Genomic DNA, 14,726 nt, shown 5'->3' on the forward strand with positions numbered 1-14,726 from the left:
ATGGTTACCCCGTTTGGCTGTCGGTCACGCCGTTTATCTGCCCTGGCGCCGGTGGGCGGATGTGCTGGTCCGGCTGCCAGTAGACGCGGTCGTCGGCCTCGCGCACGACGATCGGCCGCAACTTGCCGCCGCGGCATGGTCCACCCGCGCAAGCGCCGCTTTCGGGTGCGTAGATGGCACCGTGCGTCGAGCACATGAGGTAAAGCTTGCTCGACTCGAAAAACTCGCCTTTCGACCAGTCGAGTTCGATGGGTACATGGGCGCAGCGGTTCAGGTATGCGTAGACCCTGCCCCGAAAGCGCACGACGAAACCTGTCGCGTCCTCGCCAAATGCGCGCACCGGAAAACGGATGCCCTCGCCGCCATCCTCGACGGTGGCCGATTCGCAAATATAGACGTCTTCGGTATCGCTCATGCGTTCTCGACCAGCCACTGATGCAGCTCGGGCACGTTCTTTGCCGTAAAGACGGGATGACATGCCTGCAATTGCTGGACCGGATGGGCGCCGTATTCGACGGCAATGCCGGAGGCGCCGGCATTGTTTGCCATAAGCAAGTCATGCGTCGTGTCGCCGATCATAACGGTACGCCGCATGTCCTGGCCGAGTTCCCTTGTCAATTCTTGCAACATTGCGGGGTGCGGTTTGGAAAATGTCTCGTCCGCGCAACGGGTCGCATCGAACACGGAAAGCAGGCCAGCCGCATTCAGGGCGCGGTTCAGGCCGACCCGGCTTTTGCCCGTCGCAACCGCCAGGAAATAGCCCTCTTGAGACAGTTCGTCGAGCATCGTCCGCACCCCCTTGAACAGGACCAGTTCATGGTCCTTCGTCAGGAAGTGGTAGCGATAGCGCTCGATCATGCGCGGGTGCATGGCCGGATCGATGTCCGGCATGACGGCTTGCATGGCTTCGCCCAGGCCGAGGCCGATCACGTGCGAAGCCGCGGCGTCGCTCGGTACCGCCAGGCCCAGGTCCTTGGCGGCGGACTGTATACATTTGACGATGGTGGCGGTGCTGTCCATCAGCGTTCCGTCCCAGTCGAAGACAATCAGATCGAATTGCTTTCTTGCCATGTCTTGCGGCGCTCGTGGCGCCGGCTCCTCATTTCCGCCTGCAAGAACCCAGGCCCGCCGGCAGGATCTGCCGCTGGCGGGACCGGGTTCCCGGTTGGCGCGTTATCGATTGGTGATGCGCGCTTTGGCTTCCTGCGCTGGCCCCAAGCTTACCAAGAAACGGTCGCATTCCGCCGGCAACGGGGCCTTCAAGGTCATCGGCTTGCCCGTATCCGGATGCTGGAACGTGATCTGGTATGCATGCAGGAACATCCGGCGCAATGCGCCGCGCGTGTCGGTTGCCTTCTGAAGCTGCTTGTTGAGTGCAAAATCGCCGTATTTCTCGTCACCGAGGATCGGAAAGCCGGAGGACGCCAGGTGCACGCGGATCTGGTGCGTGCGCCCCGTCTTGAGTTCCGCCTCGAGCAACGCGTAGTCCGGCCACTTGCGCAGCAAATTGAACACGGTATGCGATTCCTGGCCGCCGGCCTGCACGACGACGCGGCGCTCGCCGTCCGGCGTCGTGTATTTATGCAGCGGCAGCTTGACGTGCTGGCGCGGATTACGCCAGTCGCCTGCGACCATGGTCAGGTAGCGCTTGTCGGTCTTGCCGTCGCGCATTTGCTCGTGCAAGCTGGTCAGCGCGGAACGTTTCTTTGCGAGCAACAGTAGTCCGGACGTTTCGCGGTCCAGGCGGTGCACCAGTTCCAGGAATTTCGCATCCGGCCGGGATGCGCGCAATTGTTCGATGACACCGTACGACACGCCCGAGCCGCCGTGCACGGCCACGCCGGACGGCTTGTCGATCACGAGCAGGTGGGTGTCTTCGTGGACGATGCGGAACTCGGCCCCGGGAACGGGGGCGGCGCCAGGAGGCTTCTCGGCCATGCGCACGGGCGGGATGCGGACGATGTCGCCCGTCGCCAGACGGTACAACTGATCGATACGACCTTTGTTCACGCGCACTTCGCCGGAGCGAAGGATGCGGTAAATGTGGCTTTTCGGGACACCCTTGCAGACGCGCAGCAGATAATTATCGATGCGCTGACCTGCTTCTTCCTCGGTAATTGTGACAAACTGGGCGGTAGCAGCGGGGCGGCTATCTGTCTGTGATGAAGGGGGAACAACATCGTTTTGCAAGGTCATTCGCTCTGTCTTCCCAGAAATTCTCTCTAAGTCCTTCATTTTGAATATATAATCGACAGGCGGCGGTCAAACCTCTGCTGGTGTAAGAATTAAAACGATATTTTACACAGGGGCGTCTCCATCGGCCCCGCCAAAATGCAAATTCGATGGAAAAAAACGGAATCCCAAAGAATCGTCGCAAGCGGCAGCGGTCGCGGCATCGCAGCGACAATGCGAACGCGCAGCGGCGGATTTCTCGGGATTTCTAGACGTGTACGCACATTCCTGTGCGAACCTGGGTTGCACCGCAGTTGCAGCCGGGTAGCCGCACAGGATGCAGGATTGGATTGTTTGGAATTGTAAGGATAAGTACCGGCAAGCTGGCCCCAGGGTCGGCTCGCCGGGTGATGGTGTCGATAACGCTTGCCGTTTCGCCCGACCCGAAGTTAGAACCTCGAAACCGTCGTGAGCGGTAGCAGTGTTGTTGGAGACAGTGATCCGGGAAGGTCATGCGGGTGCGCAGTGCGCATCGCAATCTTCAAGGTCCGGATCGCGCACCCCGGCAGCATCGCATTGCCCGGCTGTTCCAGGGTTCCACAGGCAGCAGGCCCGGCTTGGGATCAAGGCTGATATTCGCCTGATTCGCAACTGGGTATGCATGCCGACTGAAAGTCTGGCTGCGTCGCACCGCTTGCCTGCCCCTGCGCCGCCCCGATCGGGCCGCCCGGGCCGAGCAAGACGTCGTGCGCGCGGCAATTACGTTCGACGCCACTGCGCCCTGTGGCCGGCAATGCCGTGCCACACCTCGGGCATACCACCGCCAACACTCCCTTCCCGCGTACATCCCTGTACTTGCGCCGCCCTGTACCTCTGTACAAGACGGCATGAAACGGCCCAAGGGTCGCGGAGTTTATAAAAATGAAACGTATGTTGTTTAACGCTACGCAGCAAGAGGAGCTGCGCGTAGCGATTGTCGACGGCCAGAAACTGATCGACATCGATATCGAGACCGCCGGCCGTGAGCAGCGAAAATCGAATATCTACAAAGGCGTCATCACCCGCATCGAACCCTCCCTCGAGGCCTGCTTCGTCAGCTACGGCGAAGAGCGCCACGGTTTCCTCCCCTTTAAAGAAGTTGCGCGCACCTATTTCCGCGACGGCGTCGACGTCCGGAATTGCACCATCAAGGAAGCCCTGCGCGAAGGCCAGGAAATCATGGTCCAGGTGGAAAAGGAAGAGCGCGGCAACAAGGGCGCGGCCCTGACCTCGTTCATTTCGCTGGCCGGCCGCTACCTGGTCCTGATGCCGAACAATCCGCGCGGCGGCGGCGTGTCGCGCCGCGTCGAGGGCGAAGAGCGCCAGGAACTGCGCGAGACGATGGACAAGCTGGACTTGCCGCAGGGCATGTCCGTCATCGCCCGCACGGCCGGCATCGGCCGCAATGTGGAAGAACTCCAGTGGGACCTGAACTACCTGATGCAGCTGTGGCGCGCGATCGAAGGCGCCGGCAAGTCGGCGCCGGGTCCGTTCCTGATCTATCAAGAGTCCTCGCTGGTCATCCGCGCCATCCGCGACTATTTCCAGCCTGACATCGGCGAAGTCCTGATCGACACCGACGAGATCTTCGACCAGGCCCAGCAGTTCATGAGCCACGTGATGCCCGACATGGCGCACCGCGTGAAGCGCTACACGGACGACGTGCCGCTGTTCTCCCGTTTCCAGATCGAACACCAGATCGAGACCGCGTATTCGCGTACCGTCCCGCTGCCGTCGGGCGGCGCGATCGTGATCGACCACACGGAAGCCCTCGTCTCCATCGACGTCAACTCGGCGCGCGCGACGCGCGGTTCGGACATCGAGACCACCGCCTTCAACACCAACTGCGAAGCGGCCGACGAAGTGGCCCGCCAGTTGCGCCTGCGCGACCTGGGCGGCCTGATCGTCATCGACTTCATCGATATGGAAGTCGCCAAGAACCAGCGCGAAGTGGAACAGCGCCTGAAGGATGCCCTGCACCATGACCGTGCACGCGTCCAGATGGGCAAGATCTCGCGCTTCGGCCTGATGGAACTGTCGCGCCAGCGGCTGCGTCCATCGCTGTCGGAAGGTTCGCACGTGACGTGCCCGCGCTGCTCGGGCACCGGCCACATCCGCGATACGGAATCCTCGGCACTGCAAGTCCTGCGCATCATCCAGGAAGAGGCGATGAAGGAGAACTCGGCCGCAATCCACGTCCAGGTCCCGGTCGACGTCGCCGCCTTCCTGCTGAACGAAAAGCGCGGCGAAGTGCTCAAGATCGAGACGCGCCACCGCATCACGGTCATCCTGGTCCCGAACAAGCACCTGGAAACCCCGCACTACAAGCTCGAGCGCATCAAGCACGACGATCCGCGCCTGGACGACGACGCCGCCAGTTACACGATGGCCGAATCGGCCGACACGGACATGGCCTTCGCCAAGCGCCAGAAGGAAGAAGCCAAGCCGCGCCAGGAAGCCGTCGTCAAGACCATCACCCCGGCCCAGCCGGCACCGCTGGTCGAGCGCCAGCCGGCCAAGCCGGTCGAAGCGCCGGCGCCCGCCCCTGCTCCGGCCGCCGCTGTTCCGGCCGCACCGGCCGCGGATGACGGTTTCTTTGCCAAACTGCGCAATTTCTTCTTCGGACGTCCGGCCCCGATCGCACCGCCGCCCGCTCCGGCAGCCCCGGCCAAGCCCGCTGAAGCGGCCCCGGCCGCCGGCGAACGCGGCGACCGCAATGGCCGTGGCCAGCGCGCCCGCGGCGGCCGCAACGGCACCGGCACCGGCAAAAGCCGCCCCGAACGCGAAGACCGCGAGCTGAAATCCGCTGGCGCCGAGGAAGGCGCCAAGCCGGTCGAGGCCGAAGGCAAGCCGGCACGTCCGCCGCGCCAGCCGCGTCAACCGCGCGAAGCCCGCGAGCCGCGCGAACAGGCCGCCGCCACGGCGGACGGCCAGCCGCAAGCCCCGCGCGCCGAGCGTGCGGAACGTGGCGAACGTCCGGAGCGCGGCGAGCGCCCGGAACGGGCACCGCGCCAGCCGCGCCCGCCGCGCGAGGGTGGTGAGCGTACCGAACGTGCCGAGCGCGTCCCGGTCGCCGAGGCGAAGAGCGAAGAGCTGAACGCGGCCCAGGCCGTGGCGGCCCAGGCGGCGATCACGCTGGCCGGCGAGCCGGAGATCCCCGAAGCGCTCAAGCCGGTGGCGACCACCCCGGCGGCGACAGCCGCGGTGGCGACCGGCGCGGTGGCGACCGCCGCGGTGGCGACCGGCGGCCCTGACAGCGACGAACTCGATACCGACGCACAAGGCGACGAACCGCGCCGCCGTCGCCGTCGTGGTGGCCGCAACCGTAACCGTCGCGACCGCGACCAGATCGAAGGCGCCGAACACGACGCCGTCGAAGGCGAGGCCGCTCCAGCCTTCACGCCGGTGGCCGACGAGGAAGCCGCCAAGGTCCAGGCCGAAGCCAAGGCCGCGAAGACGACCAAGCCGGCCAAGGCCGTCGCACTGGGCCCGTGGCCGTTCCCGACCACGGAATCGGTCAAGGCCGCGGCCGTGAAAGCCGCCGCCGAGCACGCTGCGGCCGAGCAGGCCGAAGCTGCCCGTGTGCACGCCGAGAAGGCGAAGGCCGAGCAGGCCGCCGCCGCGGCGGCAGCTGCCGAAGCGGCGCCGGTCGAGACGACCGTGCACGCCGAACCCGCCGTCGAAGCCAGCGCGGCCGTCCAGACGCCGTGGCCGTTCCCGACCACCGAGTCGGTCACCGCCGCCGTCGTCCGCAAGGCTGAGCTCGATGCCGCCGCACAGCCGGCCGAGGAACCGGTTGCGGCAGCTGCGCCGGCACCCGCTCCGGCTCCGGCTCCGGCTCCGGCACCCGCTCCGGCGCCCGCTCCGGTCGAGACCGTGCAGCCTGCCGTTGCGCAAGCGCCGGTCGCGGCGACGCCGGCCCCGGCGGCCGACCTCAACGAGCTGCTGGAACAAGCCGGCCTGACGCTGGCCTCGACGGATCCCGAAAAGCTGCGCGCCGCCCAGGAAGCGGCCGCGCAGGCGGAACCGCAGGCACGTCCGCGCCGCACGCGCAAATCGGCCCCGCCGCCGGTCAACGAGCCGCTGATCCAGGTCGATACGCGTCAATAAGCAGCGCGACACGGCCTTGACGTAAAAAAGGAAGCTTCGGCTTCCTTTTTTTTTGCTAAGATCACGGCGTCGAAAAAGGCAGGATCGGTTTTGGTAAGCCCGATCCCTTCGCGCCAGCTTTGCCGCGAAGCTCTGTTCCGTGCGTACGCGCATGAGTACCCGCGACGAACCGTCCGGCGCCCTTGCGCCCAACGGGTTCGTTCGCCCGGGCCCACTCATCGGAGCATGCCATGCAACTCAACCATCTCGACCTTCCCGTCCCCGACGTCGCGGCCACCGCCGCCTTCTTCACGACGCATTTCGGCTTCCGCCTGTGCGAAACGCGCGGCAACAACGGCTTCGCCCTGCTGCAAGGCAGCGGCGGGTTCGCGCTCGTCCTCACCCGGCGCCGCGCCGAAGGCGTCCAGGACTTCCCGGACACGTTCCACATCGGCTTCCTCGTCGAATCCGAAGCGGCCGTGCACGCCGCCCACGTGCGGCTGCAGGCAGCGGGCGTGTCCGGCCTGCCGCCCGTCTCGTTCCAGCGCGGCGCGACGCTGTTCTATGTGCAGGCACCGGGCGGCATCCTCGTCGAAGTGAGCCATCGCTCATCCGTTTGATGCGTGTAAGATGGGCAACCCGATCAACGCTTGCCCATCCACCTTGTCCGCCCTTCCCTTCCGCACCGCCCTCCGCTTTTGGCTCAAACTGGGGTTCATCAGCTTCGGCGGCCCGGCCGGGCAGATCGCCATGATGCACGCCGAACTGGTCGAGCGCCGGCGCTGGATTTCCGAGCGGCGTTTCCTGCACGCGCTGAACTACTGCATGCTGCTGCCGGGGCCGGAAGCGACGCAACTCGCGATCTACATCGGCTGGCTGCTGCACCGCGTGCCGGGCGGGATCGCGGCCGGCGTGCTGTTCGTGCTGGCGCTGCCGCCGCGGCGGCAGCCTGCTGGTGCTGATCGCGCTGTCGTGGATCTACATGGCGTGGGGCCACTTGCCCGCCATCGCCGGCATCATGGACGGCATCAAGCCGGCCGTCGTCGCCATCGTGCTGGCGGCGGCCTGGCGCATCGGCAGCCGCACGCTGCGCAACGGATTGCTGGTCGGCGTCGCGCTGGCCGCCTTCATCGCCATCGATGTCCTCGGCGTGCCGTTTCCGCTGATCGTGCTGGGCGCGGCGGCGGTCGGGCTCGCCGGCGGCCGCGTGCGGCCCGCGTTGTTCGACCTGGGCAGCGCGCACGCGACCGCGCCTGACGGCACCCCGCACCCGCCGGCGCTGATCGACGACACGACCCCGACGCCGGCCCACGCACGCTTCAGCTGGCGCCGCCTCGCGACGGTCGGCGCGGCCGGTTGCGCCATCGGCCTCGCCGGCTGGAGCGCGCTGGCGCTCGTCTTCGGTCCCAACGGCGAACTGCCGCGCATGGGCGCCTTCTTCGGCCGGATGGCCCTGATGACGTTCGGCGGCGCCTACGCCGTGTTGCCGTATGTCGTGCAGCACGCCGTGGAGCAGTATCACTGGCTCGACGCCGGCCAGATGATCGACGGCCTCGCGCTGGGCGAAACGACGCCCGGCCCCTTGATCATGATCGTCGCCTTCGTCGGCTTCGTCGGCGGCTGGAGCCATGCGCTGTTCGGTCCGGGCGCGCGCTTCCTGGCCGGCGCGGCGGCGGCCGGCGTGGTGACCTTCTTCACGTTCCTGCCGTCGTTCGTGTTCATCCTGGCGGGCGGGCCGCTCGTCGAGTCCACGCGCGGGGACGTGCGGCTGACGGCGCCGCTCACCGCGATCTCGGCGGCCGTCGTCGGCGTCATCGCGAGCCTGGCCGTGTTCTTCGGCGCCCACGTCTTCGTCGCGCACGGCGCGCCGCGCTGGGATGCGATCGCCATCGGCGCCGCCGCCGCAGTGGCGTTATTGCGCTACAGAACGGGGACCATCAAGACCATCCTTGCCTGCGCCGTGGCCGGCCTTCTGCTATCTTACTGGCATGGCTGAAAAAATCATCATGATGGCCGATGCGCGCGCGCCCGCGCTGGCCGTCCCCGACACGCTGGAGACACCGAACGGCCTGCTCGCCGACGCCCTCGGGCGCCCCCTGCACGACCTGCGCATCTCGGTCACCGACCGCTGCAATTTCCGCTGCGTGTACTGCATGCCGAAGGAAGTCTTCGACAAGGACTACGCGTACCTGCCCCACGCCGCCCTGCTGAACTTCGAGGAAATCGCGCGGGTGGCGCGGCTGTTCGTCGCCCACGGCGTCGAAAAGATCCGCCTGACGGGCGGCGAACCGCTGCTGCGCAAGAACCTGGAGCGCCTGGTCGAACAGCTGCGCGCCATCGAGACGCCGTCCGGCCGCCCGCTCGACCTGACGCTGACGACGAACGGCTCGCTGCTCGCGCGCAAGGCGCAGACGCTGAAGGATGCGGGCCTGGACCGCGTGACGGTCTCGCTCGACGCCATCGACGACGCCGTGTTCAAGCGCATGAACGACGTCGACTTCGCCGTGTCCGACGTCCTGGACGGCATCAATGCCGCCCATGCCGCCGGCCTCGGACCCATCAAGGTCAACATGGTCGTCAAGGGCGGCATGAACGACGACCAGATCCTGCCGATGGCGCGCCACTTCAAGGGCACGCCTGCGATCCTGCGCTTCATCGAATACATGGACGTGGGTGCGTCGAACGGCTGGAACATGGCGGAAGTCGTCCCGTCGAGTGAAGTCGTGCGCCGCATCGCGGCCGAGATGCCGCTCGAACCCGTCGGCGCCAACTACGCCGGGGAAACGGCGGCACGCTGGCGCTACGTGGACGGCGGCGGCGAAGTCGGCATGATCTCCAGCGTGACGCAAGCCTTTTGCCACGACTGCTCGCGCATCCGCCTGTCGACCGAGGGCAAGCTGTACACCTGCCTGTTCGCGACGCACGGCCACGACCTGCGCGAGCTGCTGCGCGGCGGACGCACGGACCTGGAGATGCAAACCGCCATCGCCCGGCTCTGGCGCGCGCGCGACGACCGCTATTCCGAGACCCGCACCGTCAACACGGCGGGCCTGTCCCCGCGGGCGGAGAGCGCACAAAAAATCGAAATGTCCTACATCGGCGGATAACAACATGAACAAGGAATCCATCAGCGGCCTGATTCTCGCCGGCGGCCGCGGCACGCGCATGGGCCACGTCGACAAGGGACTGCAGCCCTTCGGCGGCACGACGATGGCGGCACACGTGCTGGCGCGCCTCGCGCCCCAGGTCGCAACCGTCGCCATCAACGCCAACCGCAACCAGGACGCGTACGCCGGCTACGGCGTGCCCGTCTGGCCGGACGACACGCCCGACTACGCGGGCCCGCTGGCCGGCCTGCAGGCGGGGCTGCGCCGCTGCGCGACCACTTACCTGCTCACGGCGCCATGCGACTCGCCGTTCCTGCCCGCGGACCTGGGCGCACGCCTGGAGGACGGCCTGCGCGCGAACGACGCCGACCTCGCCGTCGCCGTCACCGAGGAAAACGGCCGGCGCCAGGTGCACCCCGTGTTCTGCCTGCTCAAGGCGAGCCTGGAACCGGTACTGTCGGCCTACCTGGACGGCGGCGGACGGCGCATGGACGGCTGGTACCCGCGGATCAAGGTGGTGGAAGTGCTGTTCGACGATGCCGACGCCTTCCGCAACATCAACACGCTGGACGAGCTGCGCCAGCTGGACGTTGCGCCGTCCGCCGTCCCGCGGCTGGCGGACGTCGTCAGCTGCCTGTCGGCCTACGATCCGGACGCCCTGCCCGTGCGCGACGCCCAGCGCATCATCCGCGAATTCGTCGCGCCCGTGCGCGCGACCGAGATGGTGGCGCTGCGTGCCGCGCTGGGCCGCGTGCTGGCGGCCGACATCACCTCGCCGATCGACGTGCCGTCGCACGACAACTCCGCGATGGACGGCTATGCCCTGCGCGGCGCCGACCTGCCCGCCGGCGCGCCTGCGCGCCTGCGCGTGATCGGCACCGCCTACGCGGGCCGCGCGTTCGCCGGCAGCCCGCAACCGGGCGAATGCGTGCGCATCATGACGGGCGCCGTGATGCCCGCCGGCTGCGACAGCGTCGTCCCGCAGGAATTCGTCACGGCCGACGGCGACACGATGACCATCGCCCCCGGCACCATCCGCACGGGCGACAACCGCCGCCTGGCCGGCGAAGACCTCAAGGCCGGCAGCGCGGCCCTCCGCCGCGGCAGGATCGTGCGCCCGGCCGACCTCGGGCTGCTCGCGTCGCTGGGCGTGGCCGAAGTGCCCGTGCAGCGCCGCCTGCGCGTGGCCTTCTTCTCGACCGGCGACGAACTGCGTTCGATCGGCCAGCCGCTCGACGCAGGCTGCGTCTACGACAGCAACCGCTACACGATCTACGGCATGCTGCAGCGCCTGGGCTGCGACCTGATCGACATGGGCGTCGTGCGCGACGATCCGCAGGCGCTGGAACAGGCCCTGCGCGACGCCTGCGAGAACGCCGACGCCATCATCACGTCGGGCGGCGTGTCGGTGGGCGCGGCCGACTACACGAAGCAGATCATGGCGCGGCTGGGCGACGTCACGTTCTGGAAGATCGGCATGCGCCCGGGCCGCCCGCTGGCCTTCGGCCGCATTGCATCGAACGGCCGGAGCGCCTTTCTGTTCGGCCTGCCGGGCAATCCGGTGGCGGTGATGGTCTCGTTCTACTTCTTCGCCCGCGACGCGCTGCTGCGCATGATGGGCGCCGAAGCGCCGCTCGAACTGATGCGCGCGCGCTCGGCCGGCACGATCCGCAAGAAGCCGGGCCGCACGGAATACCAGCGCGGGCTGCTCGAGCGCGGCGCCGACGGCCAGCCGACGGTCGCCATCACGGGTGCGCAGGGGTCGGGCATCCTGCGGTCGATGTCGGAGGCGAATTGCATGGTGGTGCTGCATGATGAGCAAGGCACCGTGCAGGCGGGCGACATGGTGGACGTGCTGCTGTTCGAAGGCCTGATTTAACGTTCGCTTCGCCTCGTTGGGTGGGCACCCCGTGCCCACGCGGGACGTTTGCGTCATGCCGACGTTCGCGTCGTGTCGACGTTCGCATCATGCCGACGTTCGCGTGGGCTCGGGGAGCCCACCCTTGTATCTTGAGCGTGTTGGTGATTAGCTACCACTAACTGAGGTGAAGACCAGCTTGTGCCCACCCTGAAGGCGTTGACCTTGTGGAGTAGATTAGGCCCTTCACCTCTCCCCACCCCATGACTGAACACTGGACGGTATCCGAGGGCTCTGACCCTGCATGTACAAGGCGAGTGTGGAGTGGATAGGGAAAATCAAGAACACAAGGAAGATCAAATGTTTTATCTTGGCGTAGACGTTTCGAAGAAAAAACTGGACTGCATGCTGCTCGATACTAAGAACGGCAAGTTGAAGTCCAAATCGTTATCCAACACAAAGGCTGGATTCGAAGAACTGATTGAATGGCTGGCCACAAACAAAGCGCCTGATGCGCATGTGATCATGGAGCCGACCGGTGTGTATCACGAACCGGCCGCGCTGGCGCTGACCGATGCGGGCTTGAAACTGTCACTGGCTAATCCGGCCCAGCTGCGGCAGTTTGCCCAAGGACTGGGCGTCAAGAACAAGACCGATAAAGCCGACAGTACCGTACTGGCGCGCTACGGCGAGACATTGAAACCCGTAGCTTGGCAACCGCCGTCGAAATCTGCGCGTCACCTGAAAGCCCTGCTGACGCGCCGTGACGCTATTGCCGATGATTTGCAGCGCGAACAAAACCGTCAGGAGGCCATCGATTTCGGTGTATCACCGGACGAGGTCAAGCAGTCGATCATGCAGTCGCTCAGGTTTTTGCAGGCTGAGCTCAAGCGTCTGGAACAGATGATCGAAGAGCATATCGACAACGATCCTGATTTGCGCAACAAGCAGGATCTGCTGGAGACGATTCCTGGCGTGGGCGAGCGTGTCTCGAGTAACCTGACCGCGCTGTTTGCCGCTAAAACCTTCGACACTGCCGAGCAACTGGCCGCTTATCTTGGCCTGGTGCCGGTACAGTGGGACTCAGGTTCGTCGGTGCATAAACGTCCTCGCCTATCCAAGGCTGGCCCATCGCACCTGCGCAAGCTGCTTTACATGCCAGCCGTGGTGGCCCGCCGCTGGAACCCTCACATCAAATCCTTCAGCGACCGTTTGCTCGCCAAAGGCAAGACCAAGATGGCCGTCATCGGTGCCTGCATGCGCAAGCTGGCCCACCTGTGCTTTGGTGTTGTGCACTCAGGCAGGCCATATGACCCGAATTACGCCATGTGAAGCTTGACGCACAAGACGGTATCTACATTATTCAAAATCGCCCCGCTCCGGATTTACCCCTGCCCGGTCAACCGGATGCTCCCGTCACGCACATACTTTAACGTTCGCTTCGCCTCGTAGGGTGGGCACCCCGCGCCCATGCGTGACGTTTGCGTCGTGCCGACGTTCGCTATTCAAAATCGCCCCACTCTGGATCCGCTCCACCTGCCCAATCGGCCGGATAGACGCCCTCGCGCACATACCGATGGATCGTGGAATACGGCCAATCGACCGCACGCGCAACGTATCGATGCCGCACCGGGTTGTAATGGATGTAGTCGAGATGCCGCTCGAAATCGACGTCGTCACGGATCAGATGTTCCCAAAACCGTCGTTGCCAGATCGTCGATTCGCGATGCTTGCGTGCGGACGCACCACGCAGATTTGGATTAAGCGCGGCATCCGGCGAAAAACGCGAGACGGAACGTTTGATCAGCGACCAGCGCGTGGAAAAATCGGAGTCGCCATCGGGCAGAGTCCAGATACAGTGCAGATGATCAGGCATCGATACCCAGGCGTCGATCGAGAACGGACGCGTTTTTCGCACATCATCGATCGCACGCCGTAACGACAGCCGGATCGCCGGATCACACAGGATAGGGCGCCGGTGGAAGGAAACGAGTGTGAAGAAGAATGTATTGCCCGTCCGGGCACGACGATAATAGGTCATGATCCGGCGATCGTACGCCGGCGGTCATCAACCGAGCAGGAGGCCGGTCAAGCGTACGCGTGGGCACGGGGTGCCCACCCAACGGCAACGTTCATTCGTCCGTATCGGTTGCGGTCCCACCCAACATCAACTGCGCCGCCTCGGTCGGCAACGCCTCCACCGACTTGAGCTTGCGCGCCATCTGGCGGCTGCGCACCTCGGCATTCTCGATGTTCTTGGCGGCGCGCTCCAGCGTCAACTTGGTCTGCGCCAGCACGTCGCCGAACTTGCCGAACTCCGTCTTCACGGCGCCCAGCACCTGCCACACTTCGGACGAGCGCTTTTCCAGCGCCAGCGTGCGGAAGCCCATCTGCAGGCTGTTGAGCAGCGCCGCCAACGTCGACGGCCCCGCGATCGTCACGCGCAAGGTGCGCTGCAGGTCGTCGGCGAGGCCCGGTCGGCGCATCACTTCCGCGTACAGGCCCTCGGTAGGCAGGAACAGGATGGCGAAATCCGTCGTCGCCGGCGGTGCGAGGTATTTGTCGCAGATGGTCTTCGCCTCGCCGCGCACGGCCCGTTCCAGCTCCGCGCCTGAGCGCGCGACGCCGTCGGCATCGCCCTGCTCGGCCGCTTCCAGCAGGCGTTCGTATTGCTCTTTCGGGAACTTGGCGTCGATGGGCAGCCACAGCGGCGGGCCGCCGTCGATTGAGCCCGGCAGCTTGATCGCGAATTCCACGCGCGCGTTCGAGCCCCGCACCGTCTCGACGTTCTTGGCGTACTGGTCGGCGGTCAGCACCTGCTCGAGCAGCATCTCCAGCTGCACTTCGCCCCACGTGCCGCGCGTCTTCACGTTGACGAGCACGCGTTTCAGGTCGCCCACGCCCACGGCCAGCTGCTGCATCTCGCCCAGGCCCTGGTGCACTTTTTCCAGGCGGTCGGACACCTGGCGGAACGATTCCGTCAGGCGTGTCTCGAGCGTCGCGTGCAGCTTTTCGTCGACGGTCTGGCGCATCTCTTCGAGGCGCTGCGCGTTGTCGTTCTGCAGGTCGCGGATCTTGGCCTCGAGCGTCGCGCGCACCTCCAGCATGCGCTGTGCGTTCGACTCCGTCAGGTTCGCCAGCGCGCCGTTCAGCGTGTCGGAAAAGCGCTTGAGCGCGCGCGCCTGTTCTTCGCGGCCGCCCTGCGAATTCAACTGGATCTGCTGGCGCATGCCGTCCAGCTGCTGCACGGTGGCGGCCTGGTTCTGCGCGAGATGCGCTGCCAGTTCCTGGCGCGTCGCCTGGGCGCTGGTCTGCAGTTCCTGGCGCAGCTCGCGCTCCAGGCGTTCGAAGGCATGGCGTTCGTCGCCACCGCGCCGCGCACGGCTCAAGAGGACGACCTGCAGGCCGAGCACGGCCAGCAGCGCCAGCGCGAGCACGATGAATTCGAGGGTCGACATATC

Annotated in this window: 10 protein-coding genes and 1 pseudogene; 6 read left to right on the plus strand and 5 right to left on the minus strand. The window is 65.9% G+C overall.

Annotated features, from left to right (window positions below):
• Window positions 1–4: 4 nt before the first annotated feature.
• From ACEN9Q_RS19770 to ACEN9Q_RS19780, 3 genes are all read right to left on the minus strand, one after another.
• Window positions 5–415 carry a Rieske (2Fe-2S) protein gene (locus ACEN9Q_RS19770; RefSeq protein WP_056443669.1) on the minus strand — a complete coding sequence of 137 codons (411 nt, stop codon included), beginning with the start codon at window positions 413–415 and terminating at the stop codon, window positions 5–7.
• A complete protein-coding gene (locus ACEN9Q_RS19775) occupies window positions 412–1,071 on the minus strand; it encodes an HAD-IIIA family hydrolase (RefSeq protein ID WP_056443673.1) in 660 nt (219 codons plus the stop codon). The genes ACEN9Q_RS19770 and ACEN9Q_RS19775 overlap by 4 nt, the downstream gene beginning before the upstream one ends.
• Window positions 1,072–1,173: 102 nt before the next feature.
• Entirely contained in the window at window positions 1,174–2,196 is a 1,023-nt protein-coding gene (locus ACEN9Q_RS19780) for an RluA family pseudouridine synthase (RefSeq protein WP_495625749.1), read from the minus strand.
• A gap of 897 nt (window positions 2,197–3,093) precedes the next feature.
• On the opposite strand from ACEN9Q_RS19780, the gene ACEN9Q_RS19785 reads away from it, so the two are divergent.
• The 6 genes and pseudogenes from ACEN9Q_RS19785 (at window position 3,094) to ACEN9Q_RS19810 (ending at window position 12,597) form a co-directional block, all read left to right on the plus strand.
• On the plus strand, window positions 3,094–6,321 hold the full coding sequence (locus tag ACEN9Q_RS19785) for an Rne/Rng family ribonuclease (RefSeq protein WP_495625750.1): 3,228 nt from the start codon (window positions 3,094–3,096) through the stop codon (window positions 6,319–6,321).
• Between the two features lie 230 nt (window positions 6,322–6,551).
• Window positions 6,552–6,920: a VOC family protein gene (locus ACEN9Q_RS19790; RefSeq protein ID WP_495625751.1), complete on the plus strand. Its 369-nt coding sequence runs from the start codon at window positions 6,552–6,554 to the stop codon at window positions 6,918–6,920.
• Between the two features lie 10 nt (window positions 6,921–6,930).
• Window positions 6,931–8,296: pseudogene (chrA, locus tag ACEN9Q_RS19795) on the plus strand (chromate efflux transporter).
• Window positions 8,289–9,407, plus strand: a complete 1,119-nt coding sequence (moaA, locus tag ACEN9Q_RS19800) for a GTP 3',8-cyclase MoaA (protein WP_495625752.1) — start codon at window positions 8,289–8,291, stop codon at window positions 9,405–9,407. The pseudogene chrA and the gene moaA overlap by 8 nt, the downstream one beginning before the upstream one ends.
• A gap of 4 nt (window positions 9,408–9,411) precedes the next feature.
• Window positions 9,412–11,286, plus strand: a complete 1,875-nt coding sequence (moeA, locus tag ACEN9Q_RS19805; RefSeq protein ID WP_495625753.1) for a molybdopterin molybdotransferase MoeA — start codon at window positions 9,412–9,414, stop codon at window positions 11,284–11,286.
• A 339-nt stretch (window positions 11,287–11,625) separates the two neighbouring features.
• Entirely contained in the window at window positions 11,626–12,597 is a 972-nt protein-coding gene (locus ACEN9Q_RS19810) for an IS110 family RNA-guided transposase (protein WP_495625417.1), read from the plus strand.
• A 169-nt stretch (window positions 12,598–12,766) separates the two neighbouring features.
• Here the strand turns inward: ACEN9Q_RS19810 and ACEN9Q_RS19815 are convergent, their stop codons facing one another.
• Together ACEN9Q_RS19815 and ACEN9Q_RS19820 are read right to left on the minus strand one after the other, a co-directional pair.
• A complete protein-coding gene (locus tag ACEN9Q_RS19815) occupies window positions 12,767–13,306 on the minus strand; it encodes an REP-associated tyrosine transposase (RefSeq protein ID WP_495625754.1) in 540 nt (179 codons plus the stop codon).
• Window positions 13,307–13,397: 91 nt separating this feature from the next.
• On the minus strand, window positions 13,398–14,723 hold the full coding sequence (locus ACEN9Q_RS19820; protein WP_495625755.1) for a DNA recombination protein RmuC: 1,326 nt from the start codon (window positions 14,721–14,723) through the stop codon (window positions 13,398–13,400).
• Window positions 14,724–14,726: the final 3 nt, after the last annotated feature.

It is taken from the genome of Massilia sp. Masssp93 (assembly GCF_059491295.1).